Genomic DNA, 19,606 nt, shown 5'->3' on the forward strand with positions numbered 1-19,606 from the left:
GGTCAGCGGTTGGGCAGCAGGTCCTCGACGAGGGCTTGGACGCGGTCGCGGATCTCGTCGCGGATCGGGCGTACGGCGTCGATGCCTTGGCCTGCCGGGTCGTCGAGCTTCCAGTCCTCGTGGCGCTGCCCGGGGAAGTACGGGCAGACGTCGCCGCAGCCCATGGTGATGACCACGCTGGACGCTTCGGAGTCCTGGGGGGTGAGCATCTTCAGGGTCTGGCCGGTGATGTCGACGCCGACCTCGGCCATCGCGGCGACCGCGACGGGGTTGATCTCGTCGGCGGGGGCGGAGCCGGCGGAGCGGACCTCGACGGCGTCGTCGGCGAGATGGCGCAGCTAGCCGGCCGGAACTGCTTAGAGGCGCAACGACCTCTCCGATGATCACGTTCCTGGGCGACAAGCAGGTCCACCACCCCGCACCCCGAGCAGACGCCGTACCGACCCGGGCACGGACGCCCACCGACAGCACGGAAGCAAGCCCTTGACCGGCAGGGACGTGCTGATATCCCCTCAGCCACACGCCAACCGCAGCCCGCGTCGAACTCGCCTGGCTGAAGGCGCATACGCCGCAGGGCGCCGGACAGGCGCACCTTCGGAACCCGGATGCGCTATGTCAGAAAACCGTGCATCATCGATCTACATCATCGATCGAGGAGACCATGACCCATACGCGTGGAGGCGTTGTCGCAGCCGCTCGTGCTGCGCTGCTCGACGAGACGCGGGAGTTCAACTCAGCGCTCAACGAACTGCTGGAGAAGCACATTCCCAGCTGTCCCTACGCCGACGACCTTGCGTTCATCAGCCAGCAGCCTGCCCATCGTCGGGAGCCTTTGACCAATCTGTTTCGCCATGTCTCCCTCGCCGGCCACTCGATCACGATGAACATCGCCGATCATCTGCGGGCGTTGACAAACCTGCTGAACGCCGACGAGCTTCCCGTGACCGCGCACTGGCCACTGGTCCGGGGAGCGTTGGAGGGAGCGGCACGGCTTCGTCACCTGCTCGACGAGCGAGCGGATAGCGCGACCAGGCTCCTTCGCGGCGCGGCCATGCTGACCCACAGCGCGGATGAGAAGCTGGTTCTGATGGACGACGTCATACAACAACTTCCGGTGCAGGCTGGGCGAAAGGCTGCACTCCAGTTCCAGCAGGACCTGGCGAACCTTCTCAAACAGTCGGGGATCCGCCCCGTGGTCAACCCGAACAATGGGCGGGTGAGTGGCCTGAAGTGGGGTGAGAACGGGAAAGTCACCACAACCGGCCCGAACGTCATGCAACTGATCAACGAGCGCTTCACCAACCACCCGGCGGTCTATCGGTTCACGTCCGCGCCGACTCACAGTGTCGCCTGGTCGTTGCGCGACGACGCCTTGATGTCTGCTGACGGCAGCAGAATGGCGTGGCGGCCAGACGCCATGTCCCTTGGCTCGGCAGCCACCACCGCGCTCACAGCATGGGAGGCCGTGCTGGCCGGATACGCCTGGTACCACGGCCACGCGGAAATACCGGCCACGCAGGCGACGCGAGACCGCCGTCAGCAGGTCGAGAAGGCCATGAAACGCCTCGTGGACAACGCGCTGACAGTGCCAGACGGCCGCGGCGGCCCAGCGTCGAGGTCGCCAAGAACTTCGTAAGCCATACCACCTGCGACATTGACCAAACTTCACCTATGCGCGGACCTAGCCGTCTTCCGTAGCCCACCACCTCAAGATCCTTCAGCAGTAGGGGACCCGCCGGGAAGCCGAAGGCTGTCGGGCTGTCGCCGTCAGCCGGGTGCCACCGGCGAAGGCGGAGTACCAGATGTCGCTAGCGTGGATGGTGCCGTTGGATGGGACGTTAGCCGCCGGACAGCCGGTCCGCGCCGAGACCTGCGCACGCCACCGATGGCCGCCGGAAAGGCACGACCGAACGTCAACGACCTCCGCGGCAACATCGGCCAGCTCCGGCGTTGAAGATGCCAACCGCCTGGTCGAACGGCGTAGCGGCTGGTAGGCCGACCCGCCTGGCGCCGACGGCGCCGTCCGGCTTCATCCGATCGGGCATCTACCAACGGCCGGCACTGTCAGCCGATGCGAACTCACGCCGAACGTGATAGATCAGTAGCCGTGAGCAGTATCCAGCACCTGTCAATGAGAGTCCCGTGGCGGGACCGCGCGTGGGACCAGTTCATCTGCGACGACCCGCTAGGCAATTCATCGTGCACTCTGCTCACCAACATCGGGCCCCGGCGCGTGGATGCATTCGAGGCTGCAAACGCCTCGGCGGCCATCGACACCGTCGACCAAGACCGCCTACCGTGCCTTAGCGAGCGGGCGACATTCATGTCACCGGTCGGTTACACGATCAACAAGACTCATCCCTATTCCTGGCACCATGCCCTCAAGGACCGTATCCATCCCACCGCCGTTTCACTGCCCGGATTCGCCTTTGAAGCTGTGCCCTTCCGCTGGCTGAACCGGGCCACCCTCGCCGAAGACGTCACGCTAAACCGCGTCCCCAAGTACGACGCTTCCGCTGAGGACCGCGTTGACGCCATCCTCGGATTCGACAACCTGGCCTGGGTGATGGACGGGCGCAACCAGCGCGCGGTCATCGACGCGTTCTTCGAGCCAGTCGTCGCCGACGAATCGCTGGTGTTCGTCTACCTCAAGCACTCTCCGCTACAGGAACAGCGTAATGACCGGCTCCTTGTTGGCGCGGCGATGATCACGAAGGTGACGCTGCCGGCGGTGTGGAACGAGACCGGCAGTCCGCCGTTCTCGTCGTCCATGTGGGAGACGGTGGTCGAGCACAGCCTACGCCCCGACATGAACAACGGCATCCTGCTGCCTTATCAGCAACTTGTCCCGCTGCTGGACAAAGGCGTGGACATCGACGCCGCGCTCGCCTGGGCGCCCGAAGGCCGCCGTGTGGAGTTCTCCTACGTCACCGAGCATCTGTCGGACGACGCGGCGATCGAGGCGCTCGCCGCACTGGAACGCGCCGCCCTCGGCATGCGCCGGATAGGTGTTGAGATCCCTGACGCCGCTCTGCACTGGCTGGCCATGCAGACCGAGCGCCTCTGGCAGGTGCGCGGTTCCGCGCCGGGCCTGGCGGCGGTGCTGGCCACCGTCGGCGTGACCCAGCCACACGTCGCGGCACGCGCTGTCACGGAGCAGGTCGGGCAGGAAGACCCCTGGCCGTCGTTAGAAAGGTGGCTCGCGGACCCGAACGCTGCTCCGGTACCGCTACGGCAGCACTTATCACGGCTGGTTGGCCGCGTGTGGAGCAAGCTGCCCGCCGAGTGGCAGCGGGCGTTGCGGCTGCTGTCCGGGTTCGACGTGACGACCGAACAGGTCAAGATGCTCACGGCGGGCCAAACCGACGTCGAGCTGTCGGTGACGGAGCTGCTGGAGAATCCATACTTCGCTGCAACCTGCACCTACGGCATGCTCCAGCATGTGCCGTTCGCCACCGTCGACCGCGCGTTCTTTCCGCCCACGCACGTCGTCTGGAAGGCTCCGGCAGTGGACGGCGTCGCGCTGGAGGAACACCTGGACCGGCGCCGGATCGAAGCGCTCCTCACTGATGTGCTGGAGCGTCAGGGCGCGCAGGGCGACACCGTCGTCCCGCAGGCCGAGGCGATCGACCTTGCCAACGCACGGAACCTCAGCCAGCCGCCAGCGCTCACCGAGATCCTCCTTACCGGTCTGGATCTGGATCACGACTCCGTCATCGACTGGCCGGACTGGTCACCGCTGACCAGCGTCCTGCTTGCCGACGAGTCTCCAGCGTACAAACTCACCCGATTCGAGGAGACATCGCGAGTCATCCGTGACTGGATCGGCGCCCAGGAGAAGCGAGCTGGACTGGGTGCGCTAACCGACGCCCGATCCGCGCTCGACGCGGCGCTGGACCGCGATCAGGACGCCGTCACAGAGACCGCAGACGAGCTGGAGGAGCGCGCCCGCACGGAGAAAGCCGCTGGGCTGTCGGCCCTGCATGACGCCGCGCTGTCGGTACTTATCGGCCCCGCCGGCACAGGCAAGACGACCCTGCTCAGAGCCTTGGTGGACTACCCGGACGTCGCCGACGGAGGGGTGCTGCTGCTCGCGCCGACGGGCAAGGCCAGGGTGCAGTTGGAGACCAAGGTGGGTCGGCCGGCCAAGACGCTGGCGAGCTTCCTGGCAAGCTCGAGCCGATACGACGGCGAGACCGGCCGCTACCTCGTCCAAGGCGAGAGCAAGCCCCGCCGAGGCTTCGGCCTCGTGGTGATCGACGAGGCATCAATGCTCACCGAGGAGATGCTCGCCGCGACCTTCGACGCGTTCACCGGGGTCAAGCGCATGATCCTCGTCGGCGATCCGCGCCAACTACCGCCCATCGGTGCCGGACGCCCTTTCGTCGATCTGGTCAACAAGCTGCGGCCTGAAACCTTCATCAGCTGGCACCGGGTCGGCGCTGGCTACGTCGAGCTGCAGGTCCCACGACGCCAGCTGCCCGACGGCAGCCGCGACACCCGCCACGACCTGGAGCTTGCGTCGTGGTTCGGCGACGGTGGGCGAGGGGCGGGTGACGACGCCATTTGGGACGAGCTCGCTGCTGAGCCGAACCGCCCGACGGTCCGGTACGTGCCTTGGGGCGGCCGGACCGCGGTCCAAGCGCTGACTGACGTCATGCAGGAGGAACTGGGCCTCGATGCTCGCCATCCTAATGCCGAATGGGCGTTCGCCCTCACTTACGGCGCGACCGTCAACGGCGAGTACCTCAACTGGGAGCTGGGGGCAGGACCGAGGGCCGAGAAGTGGCAGATCCTTGCACCGACCCGGTCGCGGGCGTTCGGGACGGTCGAGCTCAACCGGCACGTCAAACGCACCTACCGGGCCTCGGACACCCGTTTCGCGCAGCGGTCGCTAGGCGCCAACATCCCGAAGCCGATCGGGCCAGAACTGATCGTGCGCGGCGACAAAGTCATGCAGACCGTTAACCGCCGCCAAAAGGCGTACCCACAGGTCGGTGGGCTCGACTACGTCGCCAACGGTGAGATCGGCGTCGGCATCGGGCGCGTGATCCCCACACAGAAGCTCCCTAAGTCCGCGCTCAACCTCGATGTCGAATTCTCCTCACAGCCCGGTTTCCAGTACGGATACCGGCCCACGTCCCGTGAGGACGTTGCTCTCGAACTAGCCTGGGCGGTGACAGTCCACAAGTCCCAGGGGTCAGAATTCGGTACGACGTTCCTGGTACTGCCCGCCCGCGCCGCTGTCTCCCGGGAACTCATGTACACAGCGCTGACCCGGCAGCGCGACCGGGTTGTCATCCTCCACGAAGGCACCCTCGCAGACTTGCGAGAACTGGCACAGCCGTGGCGCTCGGAGACTTCACGCCGCCTTACCGACCTGTTCACCGCACCGCAACCCGTATCCCTGACACAGCGTGGCCAGACCCGCCGCTACGACCACAAGCTGATGCACATGTCCGCTAGCGGCATCCCTATGGCCTCCAAGAACGAGGTCATCATCGCCGGGATCCTGGACAAGCTCGCTCCGGGACGGTGGGAGTACGAGAGGCCCTACACCGGCGATGACGGCCGCGAGGTGCTGCCCGATTTCACCGTCTCGACCGCCGATGGCCGTACCGTGATCTGGGAGCACGCCGGAATGCTCGGCCTGCCGGACTATGCCCGGAAATGGGAGCTGAAACAGGCGTGGTACGCCAACAACGGTTTCCTCCCGCATACAGCGGGCGGCGGTCGCAACGGTGTGCTCATGTGGACCGAGGACCTGAGAGGCGCCGACGCACAGCATTGGTCGAGACTCGCTGCCGAGGTCCTCGGGGTCGCCGACACCGAGTCAACCCTCGGCGCGGGTCGTCGGCCCGTGAAAAAGGCCGCACTGCCGCGCCGGTAACGCACAGCCCTCACGTCCAGGCACGCAGCGCTACCAGGTCGCATCGTCGCACGCCAGGCTCCCTGGCGTTGGGCCAGCGGATCAGACGCTAGCCTCGCTCTTTCACGAGCGTCGGGCTACATAGTAGATCTTGAAAGCGACAACGTCTCTCATCTGGAACGATAGGACTTGTCTAGGGTCCAGAACCACTGCAGGAGAGACACTCTCCGTGTGCAGACTACCTTGTCGGTTCCGAAGCTCGTCGTCACGGGCGACGGCCGCGGTGTGGTCGGGCGGGCCGGGACCCGGCTGCTGGCCGACCTCGCCGACGCCACGGCCTGACCAGCGGCTTCGGCGTCCCCCTCGCGGTCGCGGGACAGCGTTCGGGAGGTCACGACGCGGGCCGGGTCGCCCTCAACCTGGCGCTGTCGGTCGCCGACGGAGGCAGAGCGATCATCGACCTGGGCGTGCTGCGCCCAGCCCGAACTGTTCGGGCCGGTCGCCTCGGACCCGACGGCATAGCGGGTCCTGGAGATGATCGACATCGCGGCGCTGAGCAGGCTGCGGGCGGCGCGCCGCCGCCCGCGAGGTCGCCTGGGCGCAGCTGCGCGAGACCCACGGAGCCCTCCCGGCTTCCACCGCCGCTGGCGGCGACGTGCCCGGTCTGGTCCTGGACATCGACGCCACGATCGTGATCGCCCACTCGGAGAAGGAACAAGCCACCGCGAAGTGGAAGAAGACCTTCGGCTACTACCCGCTGCTGTGCCTCCTGGACAACACCCGCGAGGCCCTGGCCGGGCTGCTGCGTCCCGGCCGGGGCCGGGTCCAACACTGCCGCCGACCACATCGCTGTCCCGAACATGGCCTTGGCGCAGATCCCCGACCCGCACCGCCACGGCACCGACATCCTCGTGCGCACCGACGCCGCAGGCCACACCACCGGATTCCTGCACCACATCCACGACCTGCGCCAACACGATCTGTCGACCTACTTCTCGGTGGGCGTGCCCGTCACCGCGCCGATCCGCGACGCCCTCGTCCACGCCAGCGCCTGGATCGACGCCCTGGACACCGACGGCGAGCTGCGCGACGGCGCGCAGGTCGTCGAGCTCACCCACCTCGTCGCCGCCGAGGTCCTGGCCGTCTACCCAGCCGGGACCCGGCTGATCGCCCGGCGCGAACGCCCGCACCCCGGCGCGCAGCTCGACCTGTTCGGCACCGTCGAAGGATGGCGCCACCAGGTCATCGCCACCGACACCCCCGTCAGCGCGGGCTCGATCCAGTACCTGGAGGTCCGCCACCGCGGCCACGCCCGCGTCGAGGACCGGATCCGCTGCGGCAAGACCACCGGGCTGGGCCGGTTCCCATCCCGCGTGTTCTCGATCAACGCCGCCTGGCTCGAACTCGCCCTGACCAGCCAGGATCTGCCCACCTGGGCCCAGCAACTGCTGCTGGAAGGCGAACTCGCCCGCGCCGAACCACGACAACTGCGCTACCAGTTGCTGCACGTCGCAGCCCGCATCACCCGCGACGCGCGACGGGCCCGCCTGCGCATCCCGCGATCTGGCCCTGGGCATCCGAGCTGGCCACCGCGTTCGCCCGCCTGGCCGTACTCCCCAGACCAGCGACCTGACCCAGCCATTCATCCAGTGATTCCGCGACCAGGACACGGGAAACCCCGGTACCAAGCCGGGCCATCGACGTGCCCGCCACCAGCACGAATCGATCACCATCGTCATGCAACGGGGCTCAAGGCAAGATCCATCGCTCGCGAAAGACCGAGGCTAAGACGGTTATCCGTCCATAGAATTAGGACGATGACAGCCGTTCGCCCCAGCCATCAACATCAATGCGATACTGCTGTGTCCGTGCAGGACAGCAATTGCTCGATGACGTCTCGGCCCGAGTAGTCTCGAGCATTTGGATACATCAGCCAATGGTCAGCAATTTCCTTCAATTCGGTATGGTCCGCCGTGGAACCCCAAAGCCATGCCCACACATGGTGCCAACGCTTATGATCAGGACGATTCCGAAGCAAATTGATGGCCATGCCCCACAGGCCATCGAGTTCGTACCCTTCGTCCCACAACGTCTTCCACATTCTAAGCCATTGACTCTTAAACTGGTTCCTCGACAGCCATCCATAACCGCTGCGGCTGAGGTCGATTCCCTCCGCTCCAGATTGCTTAGCCAACAGCCAGACTTGCGCCCACAGCACGGTGTCCGGTGACAGTTCGGCGAGTCGGGCCGCGATGATATGCCCGAGTTTGCTCGAAGCACCGTGTCGCAAAACAGTTTCGGCTACCGCACACCAGTTTTTGTTGACTTTGGCACACGAGAGCCACTCCCCCGCCAGAGCCGACAGGCGCTCCCTTCCCGTGAAACTGCGCTCCCACGAATCTCTCCACACACGGGACCAACGCGCCATGATCGAATTGTCTTGAGATCGCACATAGGCGTGCAACTGATCCTGGGCTACCACGAGCAGCCGTTCGACCATTTGCGGCTGGCCGAGGCACTGCGACCAGACAAAATGCCAGCCATGCCGCCCCAGCGTGTTGCCCTCAAGCCACACCAAAGCCATTTCTCTAATACGCGAGAGCTCGACGTCACCCTCCCGCAGCGCTTCCCAGACATGCGGCCACCGATATTCTGTCGGACTATCTTGGAGCCAGCACAAACCGATTGGTGCGAGTGCCCCTCTGTCTGAACCAGCTTCCCAGAGTGGTTCCCAAACAGAGGGCAGTGCATGAGAGCCGAATCCACGCAGGAGCCAGTTTTGACCCACCGCAGCAAGCCGGCGCGCGTCGCATCGGGCATCCCACAATACTCTCCACGCCTTCGTCCACATGGCATGCTCCGGACAGCTTTCGAGCCAAGCAAGACCTATCTCCGTCAGGTCGTCCGCCCGGCCCTGTGCCTCCCAGGTCGCCTGCCAAATATTCGGCCACTGCTGATGTTCTTCAGAATTTCGAAGAAGCCATGAGACTCCCACATCGGCCCGCCCGTAGCGTGATGCCAATAGCCTTACCACGTGACTCCGGTCCGACGAGTCAGACGCCAACCATTCCGACGCCCACTTCGCGAGCTCCGGGTCATGTGGTGCATATTTCAATAGCCGCTCGAGCAGGACCACGATTTCGCGGTGTGCCCGATTGCCCTCCAGCCAAGCGAGTACCGAACGCAGGTAGCGAGCAGTATCGCGTTCAAGTAGAAGGATCGCCACCTCGCACCACGAGGTCGTCAGCGGCGCATTCTGCAAGAGAGCAGCGGACCGGTCGAGAAGGCGCGAACTCCCGCCGACCTTTCCCACCGCGCCGGCTAGCACGTCGCCGATCATCAGCTTCCCAGACCTGGTAACGCTGAGCCAGTGTTCAATTACGGCACCCAGCCGCGGATCCCTTAGCTTTTTCGAGGCATCGATCACAAGTGGCCGGAATTCGTGCCAGGCAAGACTTCTGCCGAGCAGATCGACAATGCCATCGGCAACGCCCGTCAGGCTAGCCCAATGCTGAAGCAGCTTATGACAGGTCAGCCGGATCCCAGGCAAGGTCACGTCAGCATCGCGGAGGCAGTTAACGGCTTGAGTAGCCGGATGCGGCGTCCACTCGATCGACGGCAGATTTGCAGCGATCTCAAGCCATACCGGCAAGTCGCCGAGCGGCAGTCCTCTATCTCTGACTCGCTTCTGGAATATGGTATAGAGCAAATCACCTACGTTATCCTCAGCAATCCTGGAGCTCAGGTCGCCCGTTCTGTCAACGAGAGCCCTGGACAGCGCCCACAAAGGCGCAGCGGCTCCGGCCGGACCCTCTCCGTAAGCATCACAGTCCGCGATGGCGCTTAAGAGGTGGCCGCGCCGGACGTTGGTTTCTACTCCAGGCGGAAACCACACGTCGTACATCAAATTTGCGATCTGAGGGTGAGATATCCAGGTATCCTGCCGAGAGCCAGCACCCCGATTCTCCAGGTGCTCGTCGGCTTGAAGGGCTGCCATCGCGTCACGCTGCCGTGGCGTCAGCACCGCCTCGAAAGCGCGAGCTGGATAGCCGACATAAAGCCTATTCAGCGCCATTACTCTCGCGACAACCTCGAACACCTGGCCATCCGAGTCCATCGAGCGAATCCGCGCTCGGAACCGGGCAGCGAACTCCTTGAGCGACGATCCGTGATGCTTCTCGAAGAACAATTGAACAAGAAGCATATTCGGAGAATGTGCGCGACTAAGTTCAAGGCCGGTTCGGCGGACGAACCACTCTCTCAACTGGTCATAATCTTCCGCCGCCTCATTCGCCACCAGACTTTGCCTGACGATTAGTGCATCTACGAAGTCGTTGCTCAAATTAAGAGCCTGCTCAGTAGGCCCACAGCAGACAATGAGAGGAAGGCTCTCACCTTCGCCCCGCTGTCGCAGGTCGTCGACGCGAGCGAGAGCATCGTGCCAATGAGCTGACGCTTCCACAGAGGAGACTTGGTAGGGATCGTCGATGGCGATCACCGACAACAAATCCGAGTCAGGGTCACACTCCTCGGCGCGCTGAACCCACTCTATCGCTCGGCCCAGAAGCCCAGAATTGCTACCAAGCCAAATCACGCGCACGATTCCACGGTCATGCAAGTCCGCCAGAAGCTGCAAGAGAAGTACGCTCTTCCCCACGCCCGAACGGCCTGCCAGCCAGAAAACCGGCAGTTTTACGGTGTTGTCCACGAAGGCCGGTCGCGATTCCTGCCACTCCCAGAACTCCCGCCGGACGCGGTCAAGCACTGCGGGGCGAGGCGCGAAATAACCGTCACGAAGGTGATAGATCATCGGCCGTTGGCCAGTAAGATAGGCTCCGGGCTCAGTCTGCGGTGGAGGAGAAAACTCGTCGCGCCACAGTTGAATGTCGCCGGATCTCCTTTTGTTGTTGTCGAGACCTACGAGGTCATTCCAGATGTCTCTCGCAACACTTGCGAAACCGTGCTCGTTCTCACTCGCCTCTATCAGACGGGCCAGCCACGTGCGGGCAAGTCCGACGGGATCCGGCGCCCTTAACCTCTCGTGCAATAGCGCGTGTAGTTCCCTAGCGGGATCTACGATCTTGTTGATTGAGACGGCCGCTATGAAGTCCTCGACCTCCTGCGTCGAAATATTCTCGATAACACGTCGAGCGAGCCACTTGCCCACCTGCGCCTCGACGACCTTGGTGTCCGACTCCGCCGCCTGAAGTTGGAACCGCAAGCGTGGCCGAAGCTCCGCGAAGTCCTCGGCAAGGCGGTAGATGTCCCACAACTCGTCGAGGGCCGCACCAACGGATTGACTCGTGAGTCGGCGCTTGATCTGCGTGACGATCACGGTCTGGTTTCCGATTACGCGTACATCCGAGAGGGATTCGGCTACTACGGAATACGAACCGGCCGCATTGTTCTCGAGAAACCGGACCACGGTACTCAGCAAGGTAGCCTGGAATTGATAATGGAACCCGGCTACTGCGTTCCTGCCGCCGTCTGCATGACGTGGTCTAAGTTGTCTCCATCTCTGTTCGAGTCGCCGAACGTCAGCCAGCATCTCGTGAGCTCTCAACGCATGCGGAGATGGTCTTGCCCGACTCCTGAGTGGCGATAGCGATGCGCTGGTACCTAGAACGTGGACGCGGGCACATCCTGCCATTCTGACCACTGTGTTTGCACCGCGCAAGAGCATCTCTCACCCAAGCAGCACCAGCCGCTCGTTGTACAGAATGTCATGCGCCGCACTGCGAAGACCGATTACATCTCATGATCGTGCCAAAGCCGTCGAATGTCCGCGCTGCACCGACCCGTTGCTCCGCCAAGCCAGGAGTTGACAGGCCTAAGGACGTTGAGCAACACCCGAGCCACCGCCTGATGATGACGTCGCAGCGTGAGGACGCCGCGCCAAGCGCATCCCGTTAGCCTCGGTCATTCATGAAGTTTCGGATCTTGGTCCGAGTTGGCCAACCTGCTGGTGTCTGTCGATTGAGCCTGGTGGCGGGCATGCTTATGGCCCGGCATCGGCCGGGTTTCTCCGTGGCCTGGTCGCGGGGACGCTGAATGAATGGGCTTGATCAGGTCGGTCAGTGGTCTGGGAAGCGCGGCGAGGCGGACGAATGCGGTGGCCAGTTAGGCGGCCCAGGGCCAGGTCGCGTGGATGCGCCGGTGGACCCGTCGCGCGCCGCGGGTGATGCGGCCGGCGACGTGTAGCAACTGAAAGCACGGCCGTCGTGGTTTGGCTCGGGCGAGTTCGCCTTTAAGGAGCAGGCGCTGGGCCCAGGTGAGCAGGTTTTGGCCGGTGAGGGCGAGTTCCAGCCAGACGGCGTTGATCGCGAACACACGGGACGGCAGGCGGCCGAGGCCGGTGGTCTTGGCGCAGCGGATGCGGTCCCCAAGGAGGAAATCGGCCAAGGTCATCGACCGTCAGGGCCGAAGGTCCCTACCCCCGGTGTGATCAGAGCAGTTCGACGGCAGGCGCCCAGACAGCGGACGTGAGACTGCGCGACGGCGGTATTGTCGCGAACACTCTTCTGCCCAATCCGGCATCCACCCAGCCGACGATCTTCGGGCCACGCCACCGCAGGCGGCTGGGCCGGAGTGCGACTCGGCCCGGGGCTGGACCTGGTCCGGCTCACCGCCAGCCTGGCCGAGACGGCGCGGCTGTCATCCCGCTCATCCGCGCTGCCGGTGTACCACTACCGCTGGGTGCCCAGCGTCCGGTTCCTGTACGCTGCCGTACCCGGCCAGATCGTTCCGATCCGGCTGTGCAGACCGTCGCCGTGGTCGGCTATGCCGCCGTCGGACTCGCTCGCGACGTCTTCGCCGCCCGTGGCCCAGTGGGTCAAGGTGTCCACGAGCGGTGTACTCAACCACGGCCAGCGATCAATCCACGACGAACGTGCGGAAGCGGGGTGTCGAGCTGCTCAGTCAGCGGGGCGCGCGGTGCCCTGCACGTAGTTCGTGAACCTGGTCTCTTGCCCAGACCGCGTTCAAGCTGGGCGCTGTCCCACCCCCAGGCGCGGCTATCTCCCGCTCCTGCGCACTACCGGTGGACCACTACCGCCGGGTGACCGGCGTCCGGTTCCCGTACATAGTCCCGCCCGGCCAGATCGTTCCGGCCCGGTCGCGCAGACATCGCCGTGGTCGGCCATGCCGACGTTGGCCTCGCTCGCGGCGTCTTCGCCGCCCTGGGCGCGGGTGGGTCAAGGTGTCCACGAGCAGTGGACTCGACCTCGGCCGGCGGTCCAGCGCACATCACGGGTTCCCGAGGTGTTGACACCCAGGGAGGACGAGCTGTCTCACCAGATGCCTGGGCCACAACGCCTAACATCCCAGAAACCTCGGTCAAGGCCAGTGGCACATCTCTTCCAAGCCTGTGCGGCGTCGAAGACCTGCGGTTACGGCGTGAGCACGTGCCTCGAGCGTGTCACCACAGTCCACAAACGACCGAGATTCTGATCGCCGCCGGACCGGGCCGACGGCACGTCCCGCGCGCATGATCATGAAGACTTCCGTGGCCATTTCCTCTGCCCACCAGGGTATCTGAGAGTAGTACCCAAGATCCGTCAGGCCACACCAAGATCAAAGAAGCCTTGGCCAGCTCGGACCACCAAGTTCCGTGGGCGGGGTTCGTCAAAACCGTACGCTCGTACGTGTAAAAAACCGTGTCTCGAAGAACATCGGGGGCGGCTTCCGCTCTCGCAGAAACCGCCCCCGAGCTGCTATTTCGTTCTGTCGGGCTGGCCGGATTCGAACCGACGACCCCTTGACCCCCAGTCAAGTGCGCTACCAAGCTGCGCTACAGCCCGTTGCCGTGTTGATCTCTCACCGCGGCAGCCCGTACAGCGTAGCGCACGCTGACAGAGGTAGCACACACGGCCCCCGTGTCCGTTTCATGCGGCTTTTGCTGGGTGATTCAGCCTGCATTGTCTAGAGCATCCTAGGAACCTACCTAACCGACGTGCCATCAAGAGGCCACCGACTCCGGCCAGGGGGCGGAAGCGCCCGTTTAGGGTCGTAAAGGCCGACAGGCCACACACGAGATGATCAGCGCCGTTCGGCATCTGCCCAGAGACCGCCTCTGCTTCCGCTCGCGATCCCCGCTTCCCCCGGCACGCCGTAGACACGGACGGCCGCGGGGCGGGGGCGCAGATCGGCCGAATGGCCTGGACGTGAAGGTCGTGGTGGCCACCCCAGTGCGTGGCGGTGATGTCGCGCTACTTCCGCACCATGCCGACCTCCTGCATCAAAAGACCTGTGAAGCGGGCTCGCCTCCACGGCGCGCACAGCGGGGTACACCGTCGTTCTGTCGAACTACCCGGAACGCCTGCATGGTGGCCCTGGAAGCCGACGATGCGTCTGTCCTCTGGTCGTCACCGATCAGCCCCGAAGATCCGGCAAGCCTCCCCCAGCGTCACATCGCTGGCCTGCACGACGTCGGCAGCTATCGGGACCAGATAGCTGCAGCGTCGCGTGGCTGCCCGACGTCAGCCGACAACATACGCGTCATCGACTGCACCTGGCGCAACGCCGCCCGCCGGTACGCTGGTCTCGACCCGTCCACGCGCCGCCAGGGAAGCGGCAGCATCCTCGGCCGGCAAACCAAGCTGCGAGGCGACACTCTGCACTCTGCACGCAACCAACCCGCCGGCAGCAAGACGCTGCCGCAGCGGCTGGCGCACGTGTACTGGATAGGTGGCGGCAGCGGCTCGGGCAAGTCGACTGTTGCCCGGCGACTGGCCGACCAGTACGGCCTGAGCGTCTACGACACCGACGCGGCCATGCCTGAACACGCCCGCCGCATGCCGGCCGAGACCGCCCCGTACCTGCGTAAGTTCGCCGACATGGACATGAACGACCGGTGGGTCAACCGCGCCCCGGCCGATATGCTCGAAACCTTCCACTGGTACCACGGCGAAGGCTTCGATCAGATCATCTCCGACCTGCTGAACCTCTCGACCGCCCAGCCGGTGGTCGCAGAAGGATTCAGGCTCCTGCCTGACTTCGTACAGCCGCTGCTCGCCGAACGGCGCCGCGCCGTGTGGCTGCTGCCGTCCCCGCAGTTCCGGCGGGACGTCTTCGACTCCCGCGGCGGCACGACATGGGGCTTCATCGCCAAGACCAGTGACCCGCAACGCGCACTGCACAACCTGCTCGAACGCGACGCCATGTTCACCGACCGGCTTGCCCGGCAGACCACCCAGCTCGCCCTGACCGCACTGGCAGCAGATGTCGGGACCGGTGAAGACGACTTCGTCCAGCAGGTCGCCAGGGCGTTCGGTCTCGATGGCTAACCCGCCGCCGCAGAGCCGCTCGCGCCACGGCCGGCGGCGTTCGCAGCCGAGGGCAGGCACCCGCTTGCCGACGTCGGCCGCGTCAGGGCGGCTGACAGCAGCCGTTCGAGATACAACGCCGTGCCATCCTCGACGTCGGGCAAAGTGACTTTCTTGGCCACGGCGCGCACCACCGTATGGGCGTTGGCCACCGCAACCGACCGTCCCCCACCGCAACATCGACCCATCGTCGGGCAGGTCACCGAACACAGCAGCTCATGGCCCAGTCCGCCCGCGCCAACATTGAGCTCGGCGGCCGTCTCAGCCGGCGCGCTGGCCTTCGTCACGCGTTGCCGGGCCAGCTCGACCAAGCCCCGGCACCCGTGCCAGGTCACCTCCGCGAAGTCGCCTACCGCCTCGGACACCGGCTGGATGACAAATCGGGGTCCCTGCAGCATCCCTGCAGCAGCCGCCCGGGGCGAACCCTGGAGCGGCCCGGCGGTGGGCAACGCGCTGCGGTCGCCGACCGAGCGAGACGCGACACCGCCCGCCTGCGCGAGCTCACGGCGAGTCGGGCGGCTTGAGGTTTTGAAGGGTGCTGCGACTGACCGACCCGCGCCCAACCGTCACTGCGGCGGTGGCCGTGGCCACCGCGCATCTGGCAGACCGACCATCTCATGCAGGGTGCGGTACCGACCCGGCGGATCTTCATGTGGCGGCCGTCGGCTGTCGATCAGACGGGCGACGGCGCGGGTGAAGACCATACTCGTTGCAGCCGTCGACCGCGGGCAGTCCGTTCACCAGTACAGGTACGGAAGGCGGACGACCCACCGGCTCGCTCACCGAAGTCACGACCCGATGGCCGGCCTGCGCACGCCACGCTTGGCCCGAGCTCGGCGTCCTCACACGTCACGGCCCTAGCCGTGAGCATTCACTCATGACCGGCCACCTCGGGATGAATAGCCTCACCTCGCGCAAATGGTACATATATCTGGGTGTGGCTCGTCCCGGAGCCGGTCCAGAGAGGAATATCCCTTGACCAAGCGAAGCAGCGTTCAAATCGCCACCTGCGTGGTGCCGAACTCGACCGAGCAGCCGGTGCTGACCGTCTCCGGTTCGGGCACCTCTCTCACCACTGTGGTCTGCAAGCCCGCGGCCAGCCACCACGACCGCCAGGTGTGGACGATGGAGGAGACGACCGAGACCCGAGGCGACGAAGCGACCGGCTTGCGGCTGGTCACCTACCGGACGTTCACCATGACGATCGGCAAGCAGGTGATGGCGCTGACGCGCCCTTCAGCCAAGCAGCCGCTCGTGGTCAAGCCTTATGTCTCCGGCGGCGCGGCCCAGATCTGGTATGACGTGCTGAACCGATCGTCCACGAACTTCACCCTGGGCTCGGCCGACAGCACCCCGATCTGCATCGACCTGCAGGACAGCAAGACCAAAGACGGCTCACCGGTATGCGCCTACCCGCTGAACAACCCGTTCACCGCCAACCAGGCCTGGCAGTTGAAGTGGCTGAACGACCTGCCGGGCTCGCACATCCCGCAGCAGTACGACATCGCCAACCTGCTGCTCTCCGAGGCGACCAAGAATCCGCAGTTCCGGGCCATGCTGATCGCCGATCCCGCACGTACGTTCACCGATGCCGGGTACCCGCTGCACATCGAGGACTACACCGGTTTCAACAACTTTTTCCGGTCCCACAAGCCGCTGATGCAGGCGCTGGCCGGCGGCGCCGAAGCGACCGTAACAGCTGACTGGCGGTGCATCGTCTGCCAGATCGGCCTCTACTCCGCCGCGGCCATCCTGGTCGGTATCGGCGCTGTCGGGCTGGCGCTGCTGACCCCGACCACCCCGATCGTGGTCTCCATCGCGGCGACCGGGGTGGTCACCGCGCCTCAGGCGCTGGCCTTCATCGTCGGCCTCGGCGCCCTGGCCGACTTCTCGGTCGCCTCGGTGCTGACTGCCCTCTGCGAGTGGCTCAACATCTGCGACTGACCGCGTCACCACATGCTGCAGCCCTTGCCGCACAGGTCAGGGGCTGCAGCATGTTCTCCGCCACGGCCATCTCCACCCGGGAGGTGCAGGTCGGCCAGGCCCCGGCGGGCCCACGTGTGCTGTTGGCGTCCCCGGTCTGATATCCATGGCCGACCTGTCCCGGGGACGCCGAGAGCGACATTCCATCGACGATCACGACTGGCGCTTCACGGAATCAAGGATTTGCGAATCCGCGGAGCAGAGCGAGGTCTGCTGGGAGGTGAGGCGAACGTCGCTTCGAACCGCGGACGTTCGCATTGGAGCATCCGATCTTTCACGGTGCGGTGAGTGCTTCGGTGGGTGAGAGGCGGGCCGCTCGCCAGGCCGGGTACACCCCGGCTCAGCCGCCGATGATCAGCGTGGTCGCCATGCCCCGAGGGTCGCCCATAGTGGTACGACCGCAGGCCAGTCCTGGTAGGCGGCGTAGCCGGTGGTCACGGCGATACCGAGAAGAGCGCCGTCCAGGCCCTCCAGCGCTGACCAGCGACTCGGCGCGGCTCGTTCGGTGGTGGCAGCGACGGTCAGGACCGCGAGGGCGATCATCGCCAGGAGCGTGAAACCGGTGCCAGGCGGTCCAGCCGCGGCACTGCTAACTGGTCGAGCCCGACCTGCCTTTTCGCGGTCTGGAACGCCTCCTCCACTGACCATCTGCTGCCGGCGACGGTGACCAGGCGCAGCAGTGGCACCGGTGCCGGGCTACAGCACAGGTGACAGGCCAGCTGTCCGACGCTGCCGCAGCGCGCGAACAGACTGTGGCAGCCTTCTCCCTCGTCGAGGACGGTGGCCCAGGCCCAGTCGTAGAAGCGGTTGGACCTGCTCGGGCTGTCGCTGCTGCGGCCCAGGCCGCACAGCGAAACCTTCTGGGAGCAGTTCGCGCACCTGCTCGCCCGCCCGTATACGGAACCGTCCACCATCGCTTCGGATGGCACCGCGACAACGAGCATCGGGTATCACCTGTTCCACGGACGACGAACATTCTGCCGAGGACGGTCGAAACGACGACGGCGCCTTGGATCGCGCCACGGCCTGAGGGCACAGCGCGGCTGGTCGGCCAGCGGTAGTGGCCGATTCGTGAACGTCCTGTGCGCGTTCATCGGCAGACCGTCGCCGGGCGACCCGATGCGTTAACGTCGGTGCCCAAGCCACCCATGGTGTGCCGGACCCGAGCCCGCACGAGCCTGCCCGATCTGGGCGGCCAAGCGGTCGGCGGGGCCAGGCAGACCATGCGGGGCGCGTCACCTGCGACCCCCGTTCAGCATGCTCGAGGTACCGCCGAGTCTGTTCGTGGACTCCGGGTGGCCTACACGATGCTGGAACCGGCTGAAGGACCGTTGGTGGCGAGAAGGCGACTGCTCATGACGGTGTGTGCCGTCATGGCGATGTATGCGATGACGGCGTGTACGGGCGGGATCTGGCAGTTCCTGGCTCCCGCCACCCCGTCGGGATCCCCGATCGACGCCCCGCAGGGTGCGCTGAGCAGCCCGGTCTGGCTCGCCGACGGCTGGATCTACGTACTGCGCGACGATCCGACGTTGGGTCCGCGCGAGGAGGTCTGGCGTACCAGGCAGGCGGGCAAGGCCGAGCGGCTCAACCTGCCTGACCAGCCCGGTTGCCGGGTCACCGGCTACCAGCGTCTGCAGGCGCTGCCGGACGGCCGCCTGGGGATCGAGCGACTGTGCCTCATGGAGGATCCGCGGCAGGACTACTTCGATCTGGTGGCGTACGAGCCGTCGACGGCGAAGGTCGAGCCGCTCGTGAGGCTCAGTAACATGGCGAACCAGGTCACCTGGGCACCGGGGCTGCAGGAGGGATACGTCTCGCACAGCGACGCGATCTGCGTCGGCATCGCGCGGTTCACCCGCAACGGCGCCGAGCGGATCCCGGATCCGGTGACCTTCGACGGTCACCGCTGGGTGATCGACTCTGCCTGGTTCAGTGAGGCGGCGGCCGATTGCACGGCAGACGGCCAGGCCAACCTCCCGGTCCTGCGTAAGGACGGCAAAAGTCTGCTGATTTTCGCCTCCCCCACCTCGCAGGGCGAGTCGGGCGGCTCCCGGACCCGTCATCCGTGGAACCTCTACCGGTGGACGCCCGGCGTCGACCAGCCGAGGTCGGTGGTGAAGGGCTTCGGCCCGCCCTTGGCCGCGGTGATCACACCGGACGACCGGAGCCTGCTGGTGGCCACGCAGTGGAAGTCGCAGGACGGCATCTGGCGGGTGGACCTGCAGTCAGGCGAGGTGACTTCGGTATCGGCCGGGAAAGGGCTGGGGGTGACCGTCTCCCCGGACGGCAAGAAGATCGCCGCGGTATTCGAGTCGGGCGACACCGAACACACCCGACTGAGAGTGATCGACGCCGCCTGACCGCCGAGGCGTCCCCGAACCAGAACATCGACCTGGCCGCGTGCGCGAAGTACGGCCGTGCACGCTCG

Annotated in this window: 10 protein-coding genes, 1 tRNA gene and 2 pseudogenes; 6 read left to right on the plus strand and 7 right to left on the minus strand. The window is 65.4% G+C overall.

Translation table 11 applies throughout. The features are described 5' to 3' along the window. Nucleotides 1-2: 2 nt before the first annotated feature. The gene (locus tag F6W97_RS13430; RefSeq protein WP_155370638.1) at nucleotides 3-338 is read right to left on the minus strand and encodes an arsenate reductase/protein-tyrosine-phosphatase family protein; all 336 of its coding nucleotides are present in this window, start codon (nucleotides 336-338) and stop codon (nucleotides 3-5) included. Between the two features lie 323 nt (nucleotides 339-661). Between F6W97_RS13430 and F6W97_RS13435 the strand changes: the two genes are divergently transcribed. The 3 genes and pseudogenes from F6W97_RS13435 to F6W97_RS13445 all read left to right on the plus strand — a co-directional run bounded on the left by F6W97_RS13435 (nucleotide 662) and on the right by F6W97_RS13445 (nucleotide 7,502). After that, on the plus strand, nucleotides 662-1,636 hold the full coding sequence (locus F6W97_RS13435; RefSeq protein ID WP_155370641.1) for a hypothetical protein: 975 nt from the start codon (nucleotides 662-664) through the stop codon (nucleotides 1,634-1,636). A gap of 597 nt (nucleotides 1,637-2,233) precedes the next feature. Continuing rightward, nucleotides 2,234-5,890 (plus strand): AAA family ATPase, encoded by a 3,657-nt coding sequence (locus F6W97_RS13440; RefSeq protein WP_230686652.1) that lies wholly within the window; start codon nucleotides 2,234-2,236, stop codon nucleotides 5,888-5,890. A gap of 210 nt (nucleotides 5,891-6,100) precedes the next feature. After that, nucleotides 6,101-7,502, plus strand: a pseudogene (locus tag F6W97_RS13445) (IS1380 family transposase). Between the two features lie 213 nt (nucleotides 7,503-7,715). Here the strand turns inward: F6W97_RS13445 and F6W97_RS13450 are convergent. The 3 genes and pseudogenes from F6W97_RS13450 to F6W97_RS13460 form a co-directional block, all read right to left on the minus strand. Beyond that, on the minus strand, nucleotides 7,716-11,294 hold the full coding sequence (locus tag F6W97_RS13450; protein ID WP_155370645.1) for a hypothetical protein: 3,579 nt from the start codon (nucleotides 11,292-11,294) through the stop codon (nucleotides 7,716-7,718). Nucleotides 11,295-11,989: 695 nt separating this feature from the next. After that, a pseudogene (locus F6W97_RS13455) lies at nucleotides 11,990-12,250 on the minus strand (transposase); the annotation flags it as partial. A 1,344-nt stretch (nucleotides 12,251-13,594) separates the two neighbouring features. After that, nucleotides 13,595-13,668 (minus strand) — tRNA-Pro (locus F6W97_RS13460). Between the two features lie 522 nt (nucleotides 13,669-14,190). On the opposite strand from F6W97_RS13460, the gene F6W97_RS13465 reads away from it, so the two are divergent. Next, nucleotides 14,191-15,153: a shikimate kinase gene (locus F6W97_RS13465; RefSeq protein ID WP_155370649.1), complete on the plus strand. Its 963-nt coding sequence runs from the start codon at nucleotides 14,191-14,193 to the stop codon at nucleotides 15,151-15,153. On the opposite strand, the gene F6W97_RS13470 is transcribed toward F6W97_RS13465, so the two are convergent. Further along, nucleotides 15,150-15,503: an HAD family hydrolase gene (locus F6W97_RS13470; protein ID WP_196279122.1), complete on the minus strand. Its 354-nt coding sequence runs from the start codon at nucleotides 15,501-15,503 to the stop codon at nucleotides 15,150-15,152. The two genes, F6W97_RS13465 and F6W97_RS13470, sit on opposite strands and share 4 nt — an antisense overlap. A 664-nt stretch (nucleotides 15,504-16,167) precedes the next feature. Between F6W97_RS13470 and F6W97_RS13475 the strand changes: the two genes are divergently transcribed. Then, on the plus strand, nucleotides 16,168-17,136 hold the full coding sequence (locus F6W97_RS13475) for a hypothetical protein (protein WP_155370652.1): 969 nt from the start codon (nucleotides 16,168-16,170) through the stop codon (nucleotides 17,134-17,136). A 393-nt stretch (nucleotides 17,137-17,529) separates the two neighbouring features. Here F6W97_RS13475 and F6W97_RS41385 read toward each other — a convergent pair whose 3' ends face one another. Both F6W97_RS41385 and F6W97_RS41525 read right to left on the minus strand, forming a co-directional pair. Beyond that, a complete protein-coding gene (locus F6W97_RS41385; RefSeq protein ID WP_330164970.1) occupies nucleotides 17,530-17,718 on the minus strand; it encodes a hypothetical protein in 189 nt (62 codons plus the stop codon). Beyond that, nucleotides 17,715-18,089: a hypothetical protein gene (locus F6W97_RS41525; RefSeq protein ID WP_155370653.1), complete on the minus strand. Its 375-nt coding sequence runs from the start codon at nucleotides 18,087-18,089 to the stop codon at nucleotides 17,715-17,717. The genes F6W97_RS41385 and F6W97_RS41525 overlap by 4 nt, the downstream gene beginning before the upstream one ends. 309 nt (nucleotides 18,090-18,398) lie before the next feature. Between F6W97_RS41525 and F6W97_RS13490 the strand changes: the two genes are divergently transcribed. Further along, entirely contained in the window at nucleotides 18,399-19,538 is a 1,140-nt protein-coding gene (locus F6W97_RS13490) for a TolB family protein (protein ID WP_155370655.1), read from the plus strand. The last annotated feature ends 68 nt before the right edge of the window (nucleotides 19,539-19,606 follow it).

Source organism: Catellatospora vulcania, assembly GCF_009720385.1.
Classification (GTDB): domain Bacteria; phylum Actinomycetota; class Actinomycetes; order Mycobacteriales; family Micromonosporaceae; genus Catellatospora; species Catellatospora vulcania.